Origin of the sequence: Sporomusa sp. (assembly GCF_035561155.1) — a bacterium.
Taxonomy (GTDB): Bacteria; Bacillota; Negativicutes; order Sporomusales; family Sporomusaceae; genus Sporomusa.
The window spans coordinates 19,272-42,092 of record NZ_DATMYD010000166.1 but is presented as its reverse complement, the minus strand read 5'-3'; the positions used below and the strand labels follow the sequence as shown (position 1 = coordinate 42,092).

Sequence of the window (22,821 nt, the reverse complement as noted above, 5' to 3'; positions counted from 1 at the left end):
TTGGGAAGATCAAAGCCGGTGCGAGAGGGTTTTGATCTTCTTTGTAACTATATAGTTAGGATGTAGATTGTTTTGACGTTTAGTTGACGCAAGTGTGCTATATTATTTTTAAAAGTAGAGATACTTATAACCATGTTTGGAGGGGTAATTATGTCTATTAGTAACCGTGGAATTAGTAATGCCATGCAAATCAAGCTGGATAATGTGTTGCCAGAAATGCCGGTATTTGAAGCGGGAATTCGCCGTGCACCTAATAGAGGGTTCCGCTTGACTCAGGAACAGACAAAAGTAGCCTTGAAAAATGCACTGCGCTATGTGCCGGAAGAGTTGCATAGTGTATTGGCTCCTGAATTTATGGAGGAATTGCGTACACTCGGAAGAATTTATGCTTATCGTTATATGCCCAAGGAAAAAATTTATGGTAAGCCAATCAATGAATATAAAGGCAACTGTGTAGAGGGCAAAGCTTTTCAAGTCATGATTGAGAATAACTTAGACCCGGCGGTTGCTCTCTATCCTTATGAGCTTGTTACCTATGGTGAAACAGGCAGCGTATGTCAAAACTGGCTGCAATACCAGCTTATCAAAAAATATCTCGAAGTTATGACTGAGCATCAGACCTTGGTTGTAGAGTCTGGTCACCCATTGGGATTATTTCCTTCAAAGCCTGAGGCACCCCGCGTAATCATAACTAATGCGCTAATGATTGGTATGTTTGATAACCAGGATGACTGGGAGATTGCCGAACAAATGGGCGTGGCTAATTATGGCCAGATGACTGCAGGCGGCTGGATGTATATTGGACCGCAAGGAATTGTGCACGGCACATTTAATACCCTTCTTACCGCAGGTCGCAAACGTTTGGGCGTACCGGCGGACGGAGACTTGCGCGGACATCTGTTTGTTTCTTCAGGCTTAGGAGGTATGAGCGGTGCCCAGCCTAAGGCCATTGAGATTGCGGGCGGTGTGGGTATTGTTGCCGAGGTAGACTATTCACGTATTAAAACCCGCTATGATCAAGGGTGGGTCAGTAAAATCTCTTCAGATTTAGACGAAGTATTTAAACTGGCAGAAGAGTACCAAATAAAAAAAGAGCCTATCTCTATTGCCTACCATGGCAATGTTGTGGATTTATTGGAGCATGCAGTCAAAAATAATAAGCACATTCCGCTGCTTTCTGACCAGACCTCCTGCCATGTAGCCTATGATGGCGGCTATTGCCCGCAAGGATTGAGTTTTGAAGAACGGACCAATCTCCTGGCAGCAGACCGGAAGCAGTTCCGTGAATTGGTTGATAAGAGCTTGAAGCGTCATTTTGAGCTTATTAAGATACTGGCAGAACGGGGAACCTATTTCTTTGATTACGGCAACGCCTTCTTAAAAGCTGTGTATGATGCTGGTGTTAAAGAGGTTGCCAAGAATGGCTACGATGAGCGAGATGGCTTTATTTTCCCGTCATATGTCGAAGATATCATGGGCCCGGAACTGTTTGATTACGGTTATGGACCTTTCCGCTGGGTTTGCTTGAGCGGTGATCCGGAGGATCTGCGTAAGACTGATAGGGCTGCTATGGAGTGCATTGACCCAAACAGGCGCGGCCAAGACCGTGATAACTATATTTGGATTCGTGATGCTGAACAAAACAAACTGGTAGTAGGGACTCAAGCCCGGATATTATATCAGGATGCCGAAGGCCGTCTCAAGATTGCTCTGAAATTTAATGACATGGTTCGCAATAAGGAGATCGGGACGGTTATGCTGGGACGCGACCATCATGACGTCAGCGGCACAGACTCACCATTTCGTGAGACTGCCAACATCAAGGATGGCAGCAATATTATGGCCGACATGGCCGTACAGTGCTTTGCCGGCAATGCGGCAAGGGGCATGAGCCTTGTTGCTTTGCATAACGGCGGCGGTGTAGGAATTGGTAAATCTATCAATGGCGGTTTTGGCATGGTACTGGACGGCAGCGACCGGGTTGATGAGATTTTGCGCCAAGCTATGCTGTGGGATGTTATTGGCGGTGTGGCCCGCCGGGCATGGGCCAGAAACGAACATTCTATTGAAACCATTGTAGAATTTAACCAGCAGTATGCAGGTAAAGGCCATGCAACACTCCCTTATATTCCGGCCGAAAGCCTGATTGACAGTATTGTTGCAAAAGTGTTTGCAGATAGATAGCAATAGAATTCTCTAGGAAGGGGCAAGAAGATGGCAGGTAAAAAATTGCTGATTAAACATGCAGCAGAGCTAGTTACTTGTGCCGGAACGTCCCCAAAGCAGGGGGCGGCTATGGGTGACATCGGGATTATTCCGGACGGCGCGCTGCTTGCTGAGGATGGCAAGATTATCTGGGTGGGACCTACGGCAGAACTGCCTGCGCTCGACGAGAGCCAGTGGGAGGTAATTGACGCTGCCGGTCAGTGTGTTATGCCAGGGTTTGTTGATTCTCACACGCACATGGTTTTTGGCGGTTATCGGGCAGAGGAGTTTTTCTGGCGTTTGGGAGGAACTCCCTACCTGGAAATCTTAGAGCGTGGCGGCGGCATCTTGAACACTGTTCAGGCAACCCGGGCGGCTAGCTTAGAGGAATTGAAGGAACTGGCCGGGCGGCGGCTGGCTGGCATGATGGCTATGGGTGTAACCACTGTGGAGGGCAAGAGCGGCTATGGCCTGGATAAGGAAACTGAATTGCGCCAACTGGCCGTGATGTCCGAACTCAACCGGGAACAGCCTGTAGAAATAGTACCAACCTTTATGGGAGCGCATGCGGTGCCGCCTGAATATAAAGGACGTACAGATGAATATGTTGAGTATATTATTAAAGAAGTATTGCCTGCCGTGGCTGAGCAAGGGATTGCCGAGTTCTGTGATGTATTCTGTGAGCAGGGGGTATTCTCGCTGTCAGAGTCTCGGCGGCTCCTGGAAGCTGCAAAAAGTCTGGGATTAAAAACAAAGCTGCATGCTGATGAGATTGTTCCTTTGGGTGGGGCAGAGCTGGCTGCCGAGCTGGATGCTTGTTCTGCTGACCATCTGCTGCAGGCATCAGACGCTGGTATTGCAGCTTTAGGAAGTAAGCATACTGTGGCTACGCTGCTGCCAATGACCGCATTTTGCTTGCGCGAGCCATATGCACGCGCCCGGGCAATGATTGACAGCGGTGCTGCTGTGGCGCTGGCGACAGACTACAATCCCGGTAGTTGCTTTAGTCATTCTATCCCGCTGGTGGCGGCTCTTGCAGCTATTCAGTTAGGGATGAAGCCGGCCGAGATTGTAACGGCACTGACCATTAACGGTGCGGCAGCAGTAAACCGGGCAGATAGGGTTGGCAGTCTGGAGATAGGTAAGCAAGCCGATATTGTAATCTTGGAGTATCCATCACATTTGTTTTTGGTGTATCATGCCGGTATGAACATTGTAGACAAAGTTATAAAACAAGGACAGCTTATTTGGAGTAAAGCTATCAACATCAGTTAGAGAGGAAGTTATAATTGTGGCAAAACTAGTAGAATGTGTACCTAATTTTAGTGAAGGCCGGCGGCCTGAGGTTATCGCGGCTATTGTTAATGAAGTGAAAAATGTTGAAGGCGTTACACTGCTTAATGTCAATTCAGATGCCAGTCATAATCGTACTGTAGTAACTTTTGTCGGCGATCCCCAGGCTGCTAAGCTGGCTGCTTTTCGCGCCTGTGCTAAAGCCGCCGAACTGATTGACATGGAGCAGCATCAGGGAGAGCATCCCCGAATTGGTGCAACTGATGTTATTCCGTTCATACCTGTAAGTGAGATCACTATGGAGGAATGTGTTCAGCTTGCGAATGAACTAGGCCGGGAGATTGGTGAAAAGCTTAACATCCCTGTGTATTTATATGAAGCAGCAGCCAAAACACCGGCGCGGGTTAAACTGCCTGATGTCCGTAAGGGTGAGTATGAAGGGCTAAAAACAGCAATCACCACCCCTGAACGTCAACCCGATTATGGTCCTGCCCGCATGCATCCGGCTGCAGGTGCGACAGTAGTTGGCGCAAGGCAATTTCTAATAGCCTATAACATAAACCTGAGCACCAGTGATGTCAATATAGCTAAAAAAATTGCCGGCAGCATACGTGAAGCCAAGGGCGGTTATAAATTCTGCCGCGCTATGGGGGTTATGATTGAAGAGCGGAATATGGCACAAGTAACTATCAATATGGTCGACTATACCGGCACGCCGCTGCACCGGGTATTTGAGACTGTTAAATCGGAAGCAGCGCGTTATGGCGTAAACGTCATCGGCAGTGAGATTGTCGGTATGGTACCGCTGCAGGCGCTGATTGATACTGCAGATTTCTACCTGCGCCTGGAGGGTTTTGACCGTAAGCAAGTATTAGAAGAAAACCTTGGATAAAGGGGCCGGATAACATGTTGATTCAAATGAAGATTACCGACTTTCTGGAAGAATTGGGATCAAACTCACCTGCTCCGGGCGGCGGCAGTATCTCGGCTTTGGCCGGCGCGCTTGGCGGAGCCTTAACGGCAATGGTCTGCCGTCTGACAGTAGGTAGCAGCAAATATGCCGAAGTACAGAGTGAGGTAGCAGCAATTCTTGTCGAAGTTGATCAATTATCAAGCATGCTTGCCAGATGTGTTGATGCCGATACCGAGGCTTTTAACAAAGTAATGGCAGCATATAAACTCCCCAAAGCAACAGAGGATGAGAAATTGGCACGCAGTGAAGCCATTCAGCAAGCAATGGTATATGCCACCAATCTGCCGCTGGATGTTGCCGCATGCTGCTTAAAGGTACTATCAATGGCGGTGCGGGTATTAGCCATCGGCAACACTAACGCCGCAAGTGATGCCGCTGTAGCAGGGCTCATGGCTCATGCTGGTTTGCACGGTGCATTGTATAATGTAAAAATTAATCTGAGCAGTATAAAAGAACAAGGTTATCAAAATGATATTCAAGCTAAAATGGCACTCATTATAAAAGAGGATGAGCGTCTTCATAATGAGCTTGTAGCAGTTGCCGGCAAGGTTATTGGTTAATTATTTTTTAACAAAAAGGACTGATCTCGCAGACGAGTATCAGTCCTTTTTATTATGGGTCGCACTATAGCTGGAGTTCTCTCTTTATTATTCGGCAGCAAAATGGACGTTTTTGGTAATATTTAATTTTTTTATACGAACCTGAAGGTTTTGACGATGTATCCCAAGTGACGAGGCTGCTTTCGTAATGTTGCCGTTATTTATTGTGAGGGCATCTATGATCAGCTTGCGTTCCACCTCATCAAGTGTTTGGGGCAACGATTGGGGTTTTAGGTTGTCTAACGATGTAGGGCGTTTGGTGAGTAAATATTGTTTATGAAAATAATCGGGCAGGTAGCTTGAAGTCAGGATTGCTTCATTTTCGGAAAAACTAATGGCATTTTCCAACACATGGCATAACTCACGAACATTGCCCGGCCATTTATGATTAAGAAATATGCTTTCGAGATCAGCCGAAAGCTTAGTTATTTGTTTGCCATACACTTTGTTAAATCTACTGATAAAGTATTCGGCAAGCAGCAAAATATCTTCTTGCCTTTCCCGCAGCGGTGGAATATTTAGATTGACAACAGCCACGCGATAGTAGAAGTCTTCGCGCATCTTGTTTTCTGCCAGCAGCTTGTGGCAATCGACGTTGGTAGAACTGATTATCCGGCAGTTAACAGGAGCTTCATTGCTGCCGCCAAGGCGGCGGAACTTTTTCTCCTCGAGAATCCGCAGCATTTTTGCTTGCAGCACTAGACTCATGCTATTTATTTCATCTAAGAACAATGTGCCTTTTCCGGCCTGTTCCAATAACCCCGGTGTGTTTTCAGCTCCGGTAAAAGCTCCCTTGGTTGTGCCAAAAATCATACTTTCCAGCAAGGTTTCAGGTATCGCTGCACAATTCAAGGCAACAAACGGATGGGAAGAAGTAGGCCCGTAGTTGTGGATGCTTTGGGCAAAAATCTCTTTTCCTGTACCAGTTTCGCCGGTTAATAATATGGGGGCAAAGCTAAGCGCAGCTTTTTTTGCTTTGTCAATCACCGTTGTAATCTGAGGGCCAATTAGACATTCAAAGTTATAACTGGTGCCATTCTGGAATTTATTGCTGCCATGACAGTAGTTTTGCAGTTGCTCTTGCAGCTTGTATACTTTGTTAAGCAAATTGGTCATTTCGGTAATGTTTTTGTTAATTGAACAAACTGCTACAATCTCGCCTTCGCATTCAATCGGAACTATGGTAGAAAGCATGTGTACTTCACGGTGATCTACGGTGCGATACTTATTATATTTATCAAATGAGGGTTTGCCGGTAAGAAATACACTACGAAGTTCCTCAAGCATATAGTTGCGCTGAGAAGGCTCAAAACGTTCAATCTTGTTATTATAAAACAATTCCTCGCCTTGCTTATTAATTACATATACCGCATCTTGAATGAAGTTTGTAATAGTCTCTAAATATAGCGATTTATCGATAGAATCCATGTTTTTTTCAACCCACCATCTGCCAAATGTTAACAATATTTTACCCAATAATTGATCAGGTGTAAAGAAAAAATGCAATAAAATGTTGCGCAAAACTTCGATGCGGTTGATACTTATTATGCGGTATGAATAAAAGAATACCTTTGGTTTAATGAAAAATACCAAAGGATTTGTCAGAAAACGATCAATTCTCAATTATAAGCTGTTTGGCATGATTATTGCGAATATTAAATATACAGGTAGATGCGACTAAGAATTTTGCAGCACAAAAGGACAACAGTTATGGGAAGGAGCGGGGTATTTTGAACAATGATTCCGTTATACTTACAGGCAATAGCCTTACGATTGAAGAAGTGGCGCAGGTAGCCATTCATGGCAAGCGAGTGGTCATTACTCCGGCGGCGCAAGAAAAAGTAGAAGAATCCAGGGAGTTTGTCTACAAACTTGTTAATAGCAATGTTCCCGTCTATGGGTTTAATACCGGGGTTGGTGCCAATAAGGATACAAAAGTTGAGACAGAACACTATAATCAGTTCAACGTCAATATGGTTAGGTCGCATTGCGTAGCAGTTGGCCCTGAGGCATCACTGGCAGAAGTGCGTGCCATGATGGTAATAAGGCTTAACACGCTACTGCTGGGCTATACAGGAATGAGCCCCGGGATTGCCTACATGTACCGCGACCTTCTCAACAATGATATTACGCCGGTTGTGCCGGAACGTGGCTCAATCGGGGAGGCTGACATTGCTTGCCTGTCGCATATTGCTTTGACGATGATTGGCGAGGGCGACGCCTACTATCACGGCAAAAAAATGGCAGCCAAGGAAGCTTTGGCTAAAGCCGGCCTTGAACCGCTTATTCTGGGACCGAAAGATGGGTTGGCGCTTGTCAGTTCCAACGCGTTGGCGGCTGGTCAGGGTGCACTGGTTTTATATGAACTTAAGAAACTGATTAAGCTTGCTGATATAATTTACAGTTTTAGCCTGGAAGCCTTTAAGGGCAATGTTAGTCCGCTTAATGAAGAAATCAACCGGGTACGCCGCTTTAGAGGGCAGAATGAAAGCGCGGCAAATGTCAGGAAGCTCCTCAAGGATAGCTACCTTTGGATACCAGACATCGCCAATGCACTGCAAGATCCGCTATGTTTCCGCTGCGCCTGCCATATCCATGGCGCTGTACGCGACTCACTGCATTATATTGAAGAACTTATGGACATCCAGATGAATTCCTCTGATGATAATCCTTGTGTTCTAATGAACCAAAACGCGATCATGTCCTGCGGTAATTTTGAGGTCGTAAACTGGGCGGTTGCCTTTGAGATGCTTGGTATAGCACTCAGCCATCTTTCCCGGGCAGCCTGCTTCCGTACCATCAAATTAAGCACAGGTCACTTTACCGGGCTGCCGCGGTTTTTGACGCCTGACCCGGAGCATGTCATTGCTTTTGGCACAATTCAAAAACCATTTACTGCACTGGACGCCGAAATAAGGCACCTGGCAAATCCGGTAAGTATGGACTTTTATGCTGTTGCGGGCGATATTGAAGACCATTGCAGCAATACGCCTTACGTAGTGCAAAAGACCCGGAAGATTGTTGATAACCTCTATTATATACTCGGAATTGAGGCCCTCCATGCTGCACAGGCCTGCGATTTGCGGGCAGAAGAGCAGTTTAAGCTTGGTGCCGCCGGTCGTGTTGTACACAAAAAGATCCGCGAGGTCATTCCTTTTTTGGCACAAGACCGCAATCTTACGGTCGACATTGTCAAAGCTTATGAAATACTAAAATCCGGCGTCCTTTTAGACGAGGTTATTAGTTAAACACTGCCGGACAATAGGATTGACAAGGTGGAAGGGGGGGATATACACAGCTAAAGCACGAGTAAACGTGGGCTATGATGTTTCTAGATCAAATGAGGAGGTAAAATTGGTGATTTCTGGGAAAAAGAAAATTCGATGGGAAATCTTCGGTCCGATGACGGCAATTATCGCAGCTTGTGTTATTGCCGCGATTACTATTCCACAGCAATTTTACAATGCGGAAAACGCTTTAGTAGAAAGCGCGATTCAAAACCTTGGCTGGCTGTTTGACCTGTTTGGCATGTGCGCCGTTCTGTTCTGCTTTTATCTAATGTTCTCTCGCTATGGCGATGTGAGATTAGGCGGACCGGATGCCAAACCGGAATATACAACCTGGAGCTGGTTTGTGCTGACATTGAAGTGCGGCATTGCGATCGGCATTTTATTCTGGGGTATTGCCGAGCCGCTTTATCACTTTTGTACGCCGCCTAAAGTTCTCGGTATTGAGCCTTACAGCGAAAAGGCGGCGATATTCTCCTTGTCGACTGCCACGCTTCACTGGACTCTGACACCGTACGCCATGTACACATTGGCTGGTCTTGCCGTTGGCTTGGTTCATTATAACCTCAAACTCCCCTATACCCAAGGCGCAACTCTGTATCCTATTTTCAAAAAACGTTCCTTTGGTTTTGTCGGTACTGTGCTAGACAACCTTTGCCTGTTTGCCATCGTTGGCGGTGTGGCCGCCGTTATGGGCGTTCTTGCCATGCAAATCGGCAGTGGCCTTCACATCCTGGCTGGCATTAATACCGGGCCGCATATTTGGGCTATTGTTATTATAATAGCGACAATTGCCGCCGTCGCTCTGAGTATTAGCGGCATCAAACGCGGCATTAGCATTATGGCGAAAATCAATACGAATATCTTTATTTGCTTGCTGCTGTTTGTGCTTATCTTTGGGCCGACTGCGTTCATTTTGAAGTTGGGAACAGCTTCACTGGGAGACTACCTGCAAAACTTTTTCACAAAATCTCTGTTCCTTAGCCCTGTTGACCAGTCTGACTGGCCAAGATGGTGGACTGTTTATTACTGGGCAATCTGGCTGGCTTATGCTCCGATGAGCGGCATGTTCTTTGCTCGGGTGGCATATGGCCGGACTATCCGCGAATTTATCCTATGTAATCTTGTTGCGACTTCAATTTTCGGTATGGTATGGTTCTGGATTTTCGGAGGCTCAGCGGTGTTCTTTGAGTGGCAGACAAAAGGCCTCTGGACAATTATTTCTTCGCCGCAGGGCGGTCTTGAAGCCTCACTCTTTGCCTATTTGCAAAACTTACCCCTTTCGACTGTGCTTAGCTGGGTCATGTTAGGCACCATCATTACTTCGTTCAGCACCATGGCTGACTCGATGACGACTACCGTAGCTGCTATGAACACTACTGGTAACACCAAGGATGACCCAGAACCTCCCTCTTACATGAAAATTGTTTGGGGTGTGCTTATGGGGGGCATGGCGCTCATTACCCTGACCGTTGGATCAGGTGGCAAAATTTCAGGTATTGATGCAACAAAAATGATTGCTACTGTGGCTGGTATACCGATCCTGTTTTATGCCATCGCCCAAGGCTACTCGATTTTCGCCATACTATTTAACCATAAAAAATATGACGTAACTTATTATCCGGAGACAGCCGAAAAGATTGATGTTCCGGCTCATCTCCGCGATGAGGAAGAAGCTAAGGATAATCCTGCTGGAAGCGGCGTTAGCGTTTAAACCTAGACGGCGCGAAAATGGCCCGGCAATCAGCGAGAGACATTTGATTGTCGGGCCGTTTTTAGCAAAATTGAACTATTTGGCGAAACAATAACAGCGTTAAAATAAGAAGGTGATCAAATGCTAATCGACCTTACTGTAAATGGGAAGCGACATGTTTTATTGGATGTAGATCCTCAGGAGAGGCTGGTTGACTTGCTCCGGCTTAGGCTGAAACTGACCGGTGCCAAAGAAGGGTGTGGTGAAGGCGAATGTGGTGCCTGTACCGTCATCATGGATGGGGAGGCTGTTAATTCCTGCATGGTGCTTGCATATCAGGCCAGGAATACAGAGATCTTGACAATTGAAGGACTCGCTCAAAACGGAGAACTGGATACTGTGCAACAGGCATTTGTTGAGGTGGGGGCGGTCCAGTGCGGTTATTGTACACCAGGTATGGTTATGAGCGCTAAGGCATTACTCTTAAAGAATTCCAATCCATCAGAAACCGAGATTAAAGAGGCTCTTGCCGGTAATCTCTGCCGCTGTACAGGATATGTAAATATTCTTAAAGCAGTAAGAACTGCTGCCGACGCGTTGAATGGAGGCCAAGTCAAATGATCGGCTATGAGATTACAGGTTTCTCGAGGTTGGATGATGTTTTACGGAAATTAATGCACACCAGCGCTAAAACGGTATTTATCAGCGGGGGCACCGACTTTATCAATAAAGGCGTCGGGAAAGATGCCGAGCTGGTAATAGACCTTTCGCAGGTTGCGGATTTAAAATATATCAAAGATACTGGTTCAGAGGTTAGGATTGGCGGCGGAACAACCTTTAGCGCCATCGCGGCCAGCCCTGTTATTAAGGCTAAAGTTACTGCCTTGGCGCAGGCGGCAAGGCAGGTGGGTTCGGTGCAAATACGAAACCGGGCGACCATTGGTGGCAATATTGCAAGCGCCTCACCTGCCGGTGACAGCCTGCCTGTACTTGCCGCCTTTAATGCCAGCATATGTACAGCCGGATCGAAAGGCACCCGGATTTTAACACTGGAAGAAGCCTTGAACGGGCTTCAAGATAAGGAATTAATAACGGAAATTGTTATTACAACTCCAGTTTTAGCGAACAGTGGTTTTGTGAAAATAGGCAGCCGGTCGCAGGTGACTATTGCGAAGATCAGTTTGGCTGCCATAGTTAGCTATGATAGTAAGAAAAGGATGATTATTGTTGGTAAGGCAGCTCTCGGAGCACTAGGTAAAGGGCCGGTATGCCCGGCCAAAGTTCAGGAATTTTTTAATCAGCGAATAGTTGATAAATGCTTCGCCTCTGATTTGGCGCTGCTGTTAGCTGAGACTGTGGATGAGGCCATAACAGGCCGGGCTTCACATCCCTATAAAAAAGCAGCGGTAAAAGGCTTGGCCTATGACTTGACCGGACTGTTGTTTGATGCTTGCGAAAATAATTAAATTCTTATATTGTCAGGAGGGAACGAGATGGACGCTAAACCTGCGCGTGATTTTAAATATGTCGGCAGGTCAATTCCCATCGAGGATGGAGCGGCTAAAGCAAGCGGGCGCATCAAGTATACCGGAGATATGGTTTTGGATGGGATGCTTTACGCCCAACTGGTATTTAGCGAAGTTCCGCACGGTCGAATTAAAAACATTGACATTTCTGAGGCCATGGTTGTGCCTGGCGTTGTAAAAATATATACGCGTGACAATGCGACAAAAACAAAATTTAACTCTCAAATGTGGTTTGCCGGGCAGAATGCTATCGAAGATCAAGAGCTTTTTCCTGAGGTAGTACGCTATATTGGTGATACCGTAGCGGCGGTGGTAGCAGAGAGTAAGGAAGCCGCTAAGACCGCGGCCGGCCTGATCAAGGCAGAGTATGATATTCTGCCGGTGGTGATTGATCCGGAAGCGGCGCTCAGCGGACACGTGGCTATTCATGACAGTGGCAATCCGTTTTTTACAATGGAAGCTAGCTGCGGCGATGCCGAAGCAGTTTTGGCAAAAGGTGAAGGGTTAGTCGTTGAAGACCGGGTGGAGACGCCCAAGATTCACCATGCGGCGATGGAAAACCATGTATGTATCGCTGTACCGGATCATAGGGGAAGATTGACAGTATACAGTCCATGTCAGATTGTATATTCTGTGCGCCTCATTGTGGCCAAGGTATTAGGACTGCCGTATCATAAGGTTAGGATTATAAAAACTCCCATCGGCGGGTCTTTTGGCGGCAAACAAGAGATAATACTTGAAACGTACTGCGCCTATTTTGCCAAAGAGTTAAACAGGCCGGTAAAAATAGAATTTGACCGCTCAGCAAGTATTGTTGCAACCCGGACCAGAACAAAGACTATTGGTTATGTAAAAACGGTAGTAAGCCCAGAGGGCAAGATCATGGCACGGGATATGAAACATATTGTAGATACAGGGGCTTATGCCTCAAATGGCCGCGTCATTTGCTATGCTATGGCCAAAAAGTTGTTCAGGCTATACCGCATTCCCGATCAGCATTATCGCGCCATAGCTGTTCATACCAATACTGCCATAGCAGGCGCAGCGCGGGGCTACGGGTCGCCGCAAGTCCAAACAATTGCAGAAATCAATCTAGATAACGCAGCGAGACGTTTAAAAATTGATCCAGTCGAATTTCGTCTAAAAAACTTAGTCCATCCCTACGATGCTGACCCGACCGGCGGGCCTAACCTGGGAAATGCCAGGATTATTGATTGCGTGCTTAAAGGTGCAGAGGCTTTTGGCTGGAGTGCAAAATGGAATCAGCCCAAGCGTACGGGGCGATGGCAAACAGGGGTTGGAATGGCCTGTGCCACCCATGTAAACGGTTACTACGGCGCGTACCAGGAATTTGGTACAATGACGATTAGAATGCTGGAAGACGGCAGTATTATGCTCAACGGCGGATTGCATGATCTAGGTAATGGCACGGTAACTGCCATGAAGCAGATTGTAGCTGAGGTTCTGGATATTCCGCTCGACCTGATTGAGGCTCCTGAGGCTGATACCGATGTCAGCCCGTATGATATAGGCTGTCAGGCTAGCCGGGTAATTCACGTTTGTGGCGCAAACGCTATGCAAGCTGCCGAGGAGCTGCGCAGCATGTTTATAAGAGAAGCGGCTAAGGTTCTTCAGTGCAGTGTGGAGGAAGTATTACTCGAAGATGGTCTTGTTTGGGATAACCGTGAGCCTGGCAAAAAAATGAGCTATGGTCAAATGGCGGCCACGATTCAACAAAAAAATCAGGTCGAACTTATTCGTACCATCACCTATCAATCGCCGGCCAATCCCGGCTCATATGCTGTAAATTTCGTAGAAGTGGCTGTAGACACATACACGGGTTTTGTCAAAGTGTTGGATGTTGTGGCAGTGCATGATATCGGTCAGGCGATTAACCGGGGTTTTGTTGAAGGACAGATCCAGGGTGGTGTTCAAATGGGATTAGGGATGGCAATCACTGAAGATCTTGCTTACGACAATAAGTCTGGTGTTGCACGCGGCAGCAGTTTTAGCAAGTATCATCTTGTTAATGCACCGGATATGCCGCCTGTCAGAGTCATCTTAGTTGAAGAGGGCGAAGATTATGGTCCATATGGGGCCAAAAGTGTAGGTGAAATTGCGACGATTCCGATCACTGCAGCCACGGTAAATGCAATCAACCATGCTCTTGATGCTAATCTTACAATATTGCCCGTTACCCCGGAAAAAATTATGGCAATGCTTAGCGAGCGGCAAACTAATTAACAAAAGAAGATGCACTATCTAGTCATGCGGTGACAGAGGTGCATCTTCTTTTTGCATCAATGAAATCAGCCTGGCTAGCGAAGCTGGAAAGGACAGGATTTGACGACATGGGTGTCGAAAATACAGTCGGTATCTTTCTTTATTGGCAGGAGGGACTATGATTTACAGATTATGGTTAATAGCCTTAATGCTGGGCTGCTTCTTGTTTTGGGGAGTTCAACCCGTGGCTGCAGAAGATCATTTAGAAAACCGGGTTTTGGTAGTAGCTGGCGACGAGAATTTTCCCCCATATGAATTTGTTGATGTTATTGATGACGAAAAAGTTTACCGGGGGTTTAATGTTGATATATTAAAGGCAGTTGCTTTAAGCACCGGTTACGAGATTCAATTCCGGCCTATGCCATGGGCTGAGGCGCTTAAAGCACTCGATCGTGGCGAGGTTCACGCTGTGGGGGGGATGAAATATAACACCGAACGGGAAAAGTTATATGACTTCTCGGAAGCGTACATGATAAATTCGTTGGCCATATTTGTATTAAAAGACATGCAGGCCATTGCTTCGATCAATGATCTGGCAGGCCGCAAAGTTGCCGTACAGAAAGATGCGATAGGGTATCACCGGCTCAAAAATCAGCCTGTAGAGTTGGTTCTTACCACAAATCAGGAAGAGGCTATAGCCCTCTTGCTCAGTGGGAAAGTGGACGCTGCCTTTGGCAACAGTCTGACAGGTCAATATATCCTTCAGCGGACTAAAAAAAATGAATATATAAAAATTGTGGGCGGTGCTATAGATTCGGAAGGCTATTGCGTGGCAGTAAAGAGTGGCGACGCTATCCTTACTGTTTTTAATAAAGGCTTAAAAGAGATTAAAAAGAATGGCACCTATGACAAAATATACGCCAAATGGTTTGGGGAACCAATAGATTATCCAATCCAGTACTATAAACGCAATTTTGATATTGCTTTAGGACTTGTAGTTTTTCTTGTTGTTTTAGCCGTAGGTTTCATTCTGGTTAACCTTTACCTGCAGCGGGAAGTCAAAAAGAGAACCAAAGAAATTGAAAAGATTAATGAGGAACTGCAACGTAAAGACAAACTTGAGGCATTAGGCAAGCTTGTTGCCTGTATAGCTCATGAGATTCGTACACCACTGACTTCAATTAAGACTTTTGTCGAGTTGCTGCCGGCAAAGTACGATAAACCTTTGTTCCGGGAGAAAATAAGCCAGTTTGTTCCTCAGGAGATTGAACGCCTTAACGGGATTGTCAATGACTTGCTCAATTATGCCAATCCAAGAAAAGTGGAACGAGAATGTGTCCCGCTCAAACGACTGCTTGATAATAGTATGGTGCTTTTTGCCGACAACATCGCAAAGAAGGGAATCGATTTACAGATCATTGTTCGAGAAGAACTAGTTGTAGTTGTCGACATCCACCAAATGAAACAGGTGATGATCAATATTTTGCTTAATGCCCTCGAAGCACTAGAGGGTATTGACAAGCCCACTCTTGTTATTGTTACTGAGCTAAAAGACGGTCAGCCGTGTATGATTATTTCAGACAATGGCAGAGGGGTTGCTAGGGATAACCTGAAATTCATTTTCGAACCATTTTTCACCACTAAGACAGGCGGAACAGGATTAGGTCTGTTTGTCAGCTATCAGCTAGCAAGTCAAAATGGGGTGGACATCATAATTGATAGCCATGAAGGAATTGGAACTAAAGTAATCTTGAAGTTTAGCTCAGAGGAGAACCTACATGTATAAACTACTCATTATCGAAGATGAACCAGCTATTTGTACTTCACTTCAGTTTGCCTTAGAAGACGATTATGAAGTGTATACCGCTAATACCGAAGCAGATGCCATTGAGCTTATTGCGAATGGTGAAATAGAGTTGGTATTACTTGATTTAAGATTAGGACCGAGTGATGGGATCGAGGTTCTCAAAAAGATCAAACAGTTAAATGACCGTATGGCGGTAATCATCATGACGGCATATGGCAGTATACAATCATCGGTTGACGCTATGAGGGCCGGAGCCTTTTATTACATAACAAAACCCATTAACATTGATGAACTGCGAATGCTGCTTCTTAAAGTCACGGAATACATCTGTTTAAAATCCAAAGTACACTACCTTAACGACAAATTAACCAAAGTTTATGAAGTGACAGGCATGATTGGCGTTTCGGCAGCAATGCGGAGTGTATTTCAACAAATTGATAAAATCAAGAACATCGACTCTACTGTGCTTATTACCGGTGAAAGTGGTACAGGCAAAGAACTTGTGGCTAAGGCCATTCATTATGGCGGGTGCCGCAAAAACGAGCCTTTTGAGGTCATTAATTGTGCGGCAATACCGGGTGAACTGTTAGAAAGCGAACTGTTTGGGTATGAAAAAGGAGCCTTTACCGGTGCGGTACACCGCAAAAAAGGGATACTTGAGCTGGCTCATAAGGGTACTCTATTTTTAGATGAAATCGGCGAGATGGACCTGCGGTTGCAATCCAAACTGCTGCGTGTAGTGCAAGAAAAGGAAATTACCCCTGTTGGATCAGGTGTGCGGAAAAAAATTGATGTCAGGATCATTTGTGCCACCAACCGCGATTTGCGCAAGGAAGTGGCTGCCGGGCGCTTTCGGGAAGATCTGTTTTTTCGCCTGAATGTCATTATTATTAACATACCTTCATTACGCGCACGCGTTGAGGATATGCCCGTATTGGCGCAACACTTTATTGATAAATATAACCAGAAGATGGGGCGAAATATAACCGGGATAGATACTGAGGCTCTAAACTGTCTATGTGATTATGAATGCAGGGGCAATGTACGGGAACTTGAAAATATTGTTGAGCGGGCCATTGTTTTTGCCGAAGGCCCGCAATTAACAGTAGCTGATTTACCGGAAGAAGTAGTTCGCGCCCGGCGTAGTACTTGTAATGGGCAGGGAATGCTCATCCCGATTTATATCGGCGAGAACTTGAAAGATATTGAAAAAAAGGTGATTACGAAGACGTTAAAGTATTTGAACGGTGACAAACAGGAGGCTGCCAGGAGATTAAAAATCAGCGAACGAAAACTTTGGTATAAGATAAAAGAATATGAAGAAGGGGAGTAACTGACACAAAGCGCTTGCAGTTTATGCTGCAGGCGTTTTTACAAATTACTGCAAATTATGCAGTAATGCAAAAAATGCAGTAATATCGACAAAAGGATAGCGCCAGAATAGTCAAAATACTGCCCTTTTGGGGTTGGCATAAATATTGCAATTATAATTATTTGAAATAATTATAAGGAGGTTTTGCCATGAGTTTTGAAACAGTAAACAATATTCTTTCACTCAAGTTCGACTTTCTGGCGACGGTAACAACAGCCGCAGTACTTTTGATCTTAGGCAATTGGGCGCGACGGGTCTTCCCTGTGCTGGAAAAATACTGTATTCCGGCGGCCGTTATTGGCGGGGTGGCTTTTTCCATGCTGGCATGGGGACTCAAAGAGGCTAACATCGTAACTTTTAAGGTTGATAACATGCTCCAGACACCGGCGCAGCTTGTCTTTTTCACATCCATTGGTCTTGGTGCCAGTCTGGGAATGTTAATGCGGGGCGGCAAATTGTTTGTAATCTATCTGGCAGTGGCTTGCTGGCTGATTGCCATCCTGCAAAATGTAATTGGTGTCGCTGCAGCCATGGCGACAGGAATTCACCCAGTGCTAGGGGTTATGGCCGGTGCGGTATCGCTCGAGGGCGGTCCGGGCAATGCGGCAGCCTTCGGACCGATGGCTGAAAAACTTGGTGTACAGGGAGCCACCGTTGTAGGAATTGCCTCGGCCACCTATGGTATAATAGTTTCCGGTTTTATCGGCGGTCCTTTGGCAAAATGGTTGATTGACCGCAACAAGGTGGCCATTGTTACTGATGAAGATAAGGAACTAACCGCACTGCAAGCCTCTCTTGATGCGGAAAAAAGCGAAGATTCTATAACCAGTGGCAAAGTAATGGGCATGTTTGCCCTCATACTTGTTATGATGACAATCGGGGGATTAGTTGCTGCAAAAATTAAAGCAATCACTGGTTTTGATCTGCCAAGCTACGTTGGCGGTATGTTTATGGCTATCCTATTCCGTAATATTAATGATGTAAGGCCAATGATAAAACTGAGCCAAAAATCGATTGACTTAATCGGCGATATCAGCCTGGGATTATTCCTGACCATGGCCATGATGTCACTTAGGATATGGGAATTGTACAACTTAGCGTTACCGCTCATTATCATCCTTGTTATCCAGACAGTTTTTGTTATTGCTTTTTGTATCTTCCCGCTGTTTAGGCTTTTAGGGCGTAACTATGATGCTGCTGTTATGTGCGCAGGCATGATTGGTCATAATTTAGGGGTTGCAGCCAATGCTGTGGCCAATATGGATGCCGTATGCCGGCGGTATGGAATAGTTTCGCCTAAAGCATTCATCATCGTGCCGTTATGCGGGGCCGTGCTTGTCGATATTGTCGGCATCCCAAATATTGTATGGTTCATCAACCAATTTGCAAAATAACCTAATCAGAAATAAATGTCAACCAACTTATAAAATAATAGAGTACTAAGGGAGAAATTGAAATGAGTAAACTTGTTGAATGTGTACCTAATTTTAGTGAGGGCCGCCGCCCTGAGGTTATTGCCGCCATTACTGAGGAAGTAAAGAAGGTCGCAGGCGTTACCCTGCTTAATGTTAACTCGGATGCCAGCCACAACCGCACTGTAGTTACTTTTGTCGGCGAACCGCAGGCTGCCAAACTTGCAGCTTTCAACGCCTGTGCCAAAGCGTCTGAATTAATTGATATGGAACAGCATCAGGGTGAACATCCGCGGGTTGGCGCTACTGACGTTATTCCGTTCATTCCGGTAAGCGAGGTTACTATGGAAGAGTGTGTGCAGCTTGCCAATGAACTAGGCCAAGAGATTGCAGGAAAACTTAATATTCCGGTTTACTTATACGAAGCAGCCGCTAAAACGCCGGCTAGAGTTAAATTGCCGGATGTTCGCAAAGGTGAATATGAAGGACTGAAGACAGCCATCAGCAGTCCGGAAAGGCAGCCTGACTATGGTTTAGCTCAGATGCACCCCACTGCTGGTGCGACTGTAGTTGGCGCGCGTCAATTCCTAATCGCCTATAACATTAACCTTAGCACAAGTGATGTGAATATCGCCAAGAAGATTGCTAATAGCATTCGTGAGGTCAAGGGCGGCTACAAATATTGTCGTGCGATGGGTGTGATGATTGAGGACCGGAATATGGCACAAGTTACCATTAATATGGTAGACTATAATGGAACACCGTTGCACCGGGTATTTGAGACCGTTAAATCCGAAGCTGCCCGTTATGGTGTTAATGTAATCGGCAGTGAAATTGTCGGCATGGTTCCCCTACAGGCGCTTGTTGACACTGCCGAGTTTTACCTGCGACTGGAAGGCTTTGACCGTAAGCAGGTATTGGAGGAAAACCTCAGATAGAGAAGGGGCAGATAAAATGTTGATTCAAATGAAGATTACCGATTTTCTTGAAGAACTGGGTTCAAACTCACCCGCGCCAGGCGGCGGCAGTATTGCGGCTTTGGCCGGTTCGCTTGGTGGGGCGTTGAGTGCCATGGTGTGCCGGTTGACAACAGGCAATAGTAAATATGCCGAAGTTCAAAGCGAGATAGAGGCCATGCTCGATGAAGCGGACAAGCTAACAAGCCTGCTTGCCCGTTGCGTCGATGCGGATACTGAGGCATTTAACAAAGTAATGGCAGCCTACAAACTGCCAAAAGCAACAGATGAGGAAAAAGCTGCGAGAAGTGAAGCCATCCAAAAAGCTATGCAGCATGCTGCAAACTTGCCGCTCGATGTGGCCGAATGCTGCTTAAAGGTTTTGGCAATCTCGGGGCGGGTACTGATAATAGGCAATGCCAACGCTGCCAGTGACGCTGCTGTGGCTGGGCTCATGGCTCACGCCGGACTCCACGGTGCACTGTATAATGTGAAAATTAATTTAGGTAGCATTAAAGATGAAATCTTCGTGACTGCTACTCAAGCCAAAATTAAAACAATCGTTGAACAGGATAAAGAGCTCCATGAGCAACTACTGGCCACCGCCAGCAGGGTGATTGGCTAATATTGCTGTGAGCCTTCAGCGCATGCGGAGGCTCTTTTTTTGTCCTGATTACAGGATACTTTTTCGACTAAGTTTTGCAGGACAATATTTTCTCGCGTCGAATTTACTCTAGAGATAATTATCGTGGTGATTTATTAACGTTCTGTAACATCGGCAGAACGTATGATTTTTTGAGAAGAACAACAGGGGTGCGGGGGGTGAATACATTGGCTAAAGTACAGGTATTTAGCGAGAAGTGCAAAAGCTGTGGTCTATGCATGGCAGTTTGTCCCCGAAAGGTGCTGGCGATAGGTGATAAAGCCAATTCCAAGGGATACTACACTATTATTGTTGCTGCGGAAGAAAACTGTGTGGGCTGTGCCCTTTGCGGCTTGGTGTGTCCTGACATTGCGCTAGAGGTGTACAAAGAGTCCTAAGGAAAGGAGCGAATTCAGTGGATAAAAAATTAATTAAAGGGAATGAGGCCATTGCCGAAGCGGCCATACATGCCGGCTGTAAGCTGTTTTTTGGCTACCCGATTACACCCTCAACCGAGGTTGTAGAATATTTGTCTAAGCATTTGCCCAAAGCCGGGGGAACCCTGCTGCAAGGCGAGGATGAGATTGCCTCAATTAACATGTGCTACGGCGCGGCTTGTACCGGTGCCCGAGTTATGACCGCTTCCTCCAGCCCCGGTTATAGTCTAAAGCAGGAGGGCTTGTCTTATCTTGCGGCAGCCGAGTTGCCTGTCGTTGTAGTAAACATTAACAGGACAGGCCCCGGACTTGGCGGTCTTGGACCCAGCCAGTCCGACTACTTCCAATGTACCAAGGGCGGCGGCCATGGCGACTATCGCCTGATTGTGCTGGCCCCGTCCAAAGGCCAGGAAATGTATGATTATACAATGGAAGCATTTGACCTTGCTGACAAGTACAGAAATCCTGTACTAATCCTGGCTGATGGATTTTTGGGTCAAATGATGGAACCTATTGAGATTAAAAACCGGCCAGACGCCGAACTGCCGGATAAAGACTGGGTGACTGACGGCTGCTTGGGCCGGGCCAAGCGCAAGATTGCCAGCTACTCTCTGACCAATGAAATTGGGGAGACAAATAATCTATATTGGGAAGCAAAGTATCAAGCTATCAAAGAACAAGAGCAGCGCTGGGAAGAATTCTATACCGAGGATGCTGACTATCTGATTGCTGCGTACGGTACTTGCGCCAGAATCGCCAAAACAGTAGTGTTAAACGCGCGTAAAAAAGGCATCAAGCTAGGACTTATCCGGCCAATTACTCTTTGGCCGTTCCCGGAAAAAGCATTTGTACCTTATAAAAAGAATGTTAAAGGCGTACTTACCGTCGAGCTAAATACCGGGCAAATGATTGAAGATGTCAAACTGGCGCTTGAGTGCAGCGTCCCTGTCAGCCTGCACCGGCGTTTAGGCGGTATGCTGCCGCATGAGGATGAAATACTGTCTGCCCTTATCCAGGAATTTAATATCCCCGTGGATCGGGAGGTGTAGCTATGGAGAAGATATTTGGTAAAACTAAAGGTTTGACTGATTTGCCGTTTCATTATTGCCCAGGCTGTACCCATGGCATCATTCACCGTCTAATCGGCGAAGTCATGGAAGAACTTGATATTATTGAAAAAACCATTGGCGTAGCGCCGGTAGGCTGTGCCGGATTTTCGCTTGATTTTTTTAGTTGTGATTTTGTCGGCGCTGCCCACGGGCGGGCGCAGGCAGTAGGCACAGGCATTAAACGAGCACTGCCTGATAAGCTTGTGTTTACTTATCAGGGTGATGGTGACATTGCTGCCATTGGCACTGCCCATGCCATTCATGTGGCAGCCAGAGGTGAGAAGATTACCTCGATCATGGTCAACAACGCTGTTTTCGGCATGACAGGCGGACAAATGGCGCCTACTACTCTAGCCGGTCAGGTAACGACAACAAGTCCTTATGGCCGTGATGCGAGCTTGGTCGGTGCGCCCATTGACCTTCCTAAGACGATTGCTACTTTGAATGGCGCAGTGTATGTAGCCGCCGTTTCGGTAGACTCTCCCAAAAACATTATTCAAGCCAAGAAAGCGCTTAAGCGTGCTTTCCAGGTACAGCAGCTGGGATTAGGTTTTGCGTTTGTCAGCATACTATCTACTTGTCCGACCAACTGGGGCTTGTCACCGGTTGACAGCCTTACATGGCTCCAGGAAAATATGCTGCCTATCTATGAAATGGGTGAGCTAAAAGTACCGGAGGAGGTTAAAGCGCTATGATGGATAAAGTGCTCTTAGCTGGCTTTGGTGGCCAGGGAGTCATGTTTATCGGCAAGGTTTTGGCGTATTCGGGCATGTTAGGCGGACGTGAAGTCTGCTGGATTCCGTCATATGGCCCGGAAATGCGCGGCGGAACAGCCAACTGCTCTGTTCTTGTCTCTGATGAAGAAATTAACTCACCGGTAATCAGCCAGGCCGATGCCGGGATTGTGTTGAATCAGCCGTCTTATGACCGATTCCTGGGGCGGATTAAACCAGGCGGAACCCTGGTGGTAAACAGCTCTATTGTGGCTTTAACCCAAAAACGGGACGATATCAATATTATTGCTATTGAAGCTACAGAGCTGGCAAATGAAATTGGCAACTCCAGTCTGGCTAACATGGTATGCCTGGGGGCTTTGCTGCCGTCACTATCGCTCGTTAACATGGATAGTGTTACAAAAGCCATGGATGAAGTTGTTGGTAAGAAAAAGCCTGAGCTGTATGATCTAAATGTCGCCGCAATTAATAAGGGAATGAATAGATAACGGAACTTTGAAATAAGTGTTCAACTGTAACTGTTAATAGCAAAAAGGACTGAACTCAAGGGGG

General features: G+C 46.3%; 19 protein-coding genes. 18 read left to right on the top strand and 1 reads right to left on the bottom strand.

Annotated elements, in window-relative coordinates:
• The first annotated feature begins 150 nt into the window (after positions 1-150).
• From VN447_RS22995 to VN447_RS22980, 4 genes are read left to right on the top strand one after another with little or no spacing between them, the layout of a single operon-like run.
• Positions 151-2,184 carry a urocanate hydratase gene (locus tag VN447_RS22995; RefSeq protein ID WP_325528751.1) on the top strand — a complete coding sequence of 678 codons (2,034 nt, stop codon included), beginning with the start codon at positions 151-153 and terminating at the stop codon, positions 2,182-2,184.
• 30 nt (positions 2,185-2,214) lie between these two features.
• Positions 2,215-3,480 carry an imidazolonepropionase gene (gene hutI / locus VN447_RS22990; RefSeq protein ID WP_325528749.1) on the top strand — a complete coding sequence of 422 codons (1,266 nt, stop codon included), beginning with the start codon at positions 2,215-2,217 and terminating at the stop codon, positions 3,478-3,480.
• A gap of 16 nt (positions 3,481-3,496) precedes the next feature.
• A complete protein-coding gene (gene ftcD / locus VN447_RS22985) occupies positions 3,497-4,390 on the top strand; it encodes a glutamate formimidoyltransferase (RefSeq protein WP_325528747.1) in 894 nt (297 codons plus the stop codon).
• 14 nt (positions 4,391-4,404) lie between these two features.
• A complete protein-coding gene (locus VN447_RS22980) occupies positions 4,405-5,031 on the top strand; it encodes a cyclodeaminase/cyclohydrolase family protein (protein ID WP_325528745.1) in 627 nt (208 codons plus the stop codon).
• An 87-nt stretch (positions 5,032-5,118) separates the two neighbouring features.
• Here the strand turns inward: VN447_RS22980 and VN447_RS22975 are convergent, their stop codons facing one another.
• Positions 5,119-6,498 carry a sigma-54 interaction domain-containing protein gene (locus tag VN447_RS22975; RefSeq protein WP_325528743.1) on the bottom strand — a complete coding sequence of 460 codons (1,380 nt, stop codon included), beginning with the start codon at positions 6,496-6,498 and terminating at the stop codon, positions 5,119-5,121.
• Positions 6,499-6,800: 302 nt separating this feature from the next.
• Here VN447_RS22975 and VN447_RS22970 point away from each other — a divergent pair, with 302 nt between their 5' ends.
• The 14 genes from VN447_RS22970 (at position 6,801) to VN447_RS22905 (ending at position 22,757) form a co-directional block, all read left to right on the top strand.
• Positions 6,801-8,318 carry an aromatic amino acid ammonia-lyase gene (locus tag VN447_RS22970; protein WP_325528741.1) on the top strand — a complete coding sequence of 506 codons (1,518 nt, stop codon included), beginning with the start codon at positions 6,801-6,803 and terminating at the stop codon, positions 8,316-8,318.
• Between the two features lie 109 nt (positions 8,319-8,427).
• Entirely contained in the window at positions 8,428-10,071 is a 1,644-nt protein-coding gene (locus tag VN447_RS22965) for a BCCT family transporter (protein ID WP_325528739.1), read from the top strand.
• 120 nt (positions 10,072-10,191) lie between these two features.
• Positions 10,192-10,671 carry a (2Fe-2S)-binding protein gene (locus VN447_RS22960; RefSeq protein WP_325528737.1) on the top strand — a complete coding sequence of 160 codons (480 nt, stop codon included), beginning with the start codon at positions 10,192-10,194 and terminating at the stop codon, positions 10,669-10,671.
• Complete coding sequence (locus VN447_RS22955; RefSeq protein WP_325528735.1) at positions 10,668-11,516, top strand: FAD binding domain-containing protein; 849 nt, start codon at positions 10,668-10,670, stop codon at positions 11,514-11,516. The genes VN447_RS22960 and VN447_RS22955 overlap by 4 nt, the downstream gene beginning before the upstream one ends.
• A gap of 27 nt (positions 11,517-11,543) precedes the next feature.
• On the top strand, positions 11,544-13,820 hold the full coding sequence (locus tag VN447_RS22950; protein ID WP_325528733.1) for a xanthine dehydrogenase family protein molybdopterin-binding subunit: 2,277 nt from the start codon (positions 11,544-11,546) through the stop codon (positions 13,818-13,820).
• A gap of 157 nt (positions 13,821-13,977) precedes the next feature.
• Entirely contained in the window at positions 13,978-15,585 is a 1,608-nt protein-coding gene (locus VN447_RS22945; protein ID WP_325528731.1) for a transporter substrate-binding domain-containing protein, read from the top strand.
• Positions 15,578-16,939, top strand: coding sequence for a sigma-54 dependent transcriptional regulator (locus tag VN447_RS22940; RefSeq protein ID WP_325528729.1), 1,362 nt, complete (start codon positions 15,578-15,580; stop codon positions 16,937-16,939). Before VN447_RS22945 ends, VN447_RS22940 begins: the two co-directional genes overlap by 8 nt.
• A gap of 188 nt (positions 16,940-17,127) precedes the next feature.
• Entirely contained in the window at positions 17,128-18,372 is a 1,245-nt protein-coding gene (gltS, locus tag VN447_RS22935) for a sodium/glutamate symporter (RefSeq protein WP_325528727.1), read from the top strand.
• 62 nt (positions 18,373-18,434) lie between these two features.
• Positions 18,435-19,328, top strand: a complete 894-nt coding sequence (gene ftcD, locus VN447_RS22930) for a glutamate formimidoyltransferase (RefSeq protein ID WP_325528725.1) — start codon at positions 18,435-18,437, stop codon at positions 19,326-19,328.
• Between the two features lie 16 nt (positions 19,329-19,344).
• On the top strand, positions 19,345-19,971 hold the full coding sequence (locus VN447_RS22925; RefSeq protein WP_325528723.1) for a cyclodeaminase/cyclohydrolase family protein: 627 nt from the start codon (positions 19,345-19,347) through the stop codon (positions 19,969-19,971).
• A 206-nt stretch (positions 19,972-20,177) separates the two neighbouring features.
• A complete protein-coding gene (locus tag VN447_RS22920; RefSeq protein ID WP_325528721.1) occupies positions 20,178-20,387 on the top strand; it encodes a 4Fe-4S dicluster domain-containing protein in 210 nt (69 codons plus the stop codon).
• A gap of 17 nt (positions 20,388-20,404) precedes the next feature.
• Positions 20,405-21,475, top strand: coding sequence for a 3-methyl-2-oxobutanoate dehydrogenase subunit VorB (gene vorB, locus VN447_RS22915; protein ID WP_325528719.1), 1,071 nt, complete (start codon positions 20,405-20,407; stop codon positions 21,473-21,475).
• 2 nt (positions 21,476-21,477) lie between these two features.
• Positions 21,478-22,230 carry a thiamine pyrophosphate-dependent enzyme gene (locus VN447_RS22910; RefSeq protein WP_325528717.1) on the top strand — a complete coding sequence of 251 codons (753 nt, stop codon included), beginning with the start codon at positions 21,478-21,480 and terminating at the stop codon, positions 22,228-22,230.
• On the top strand, positions 22,227-22,757 hold the full coding sequence (locus VN447_RS22905) for a 2-oxoacid:acceptor oxidoreductase family protein (RefSeq protein ID WP_325528715.1): 531 nt from the start codon (positions 22,227-22,229) through the stop codon (positions 22,755-22,757). The genes VN447_RS22910 and VN447_RS22905 overlap by 4 nt, the downstream gene beginning before the upstream one ends.
• Positions 22,758-22,821 lie beyond the last annotated feature (64 nt).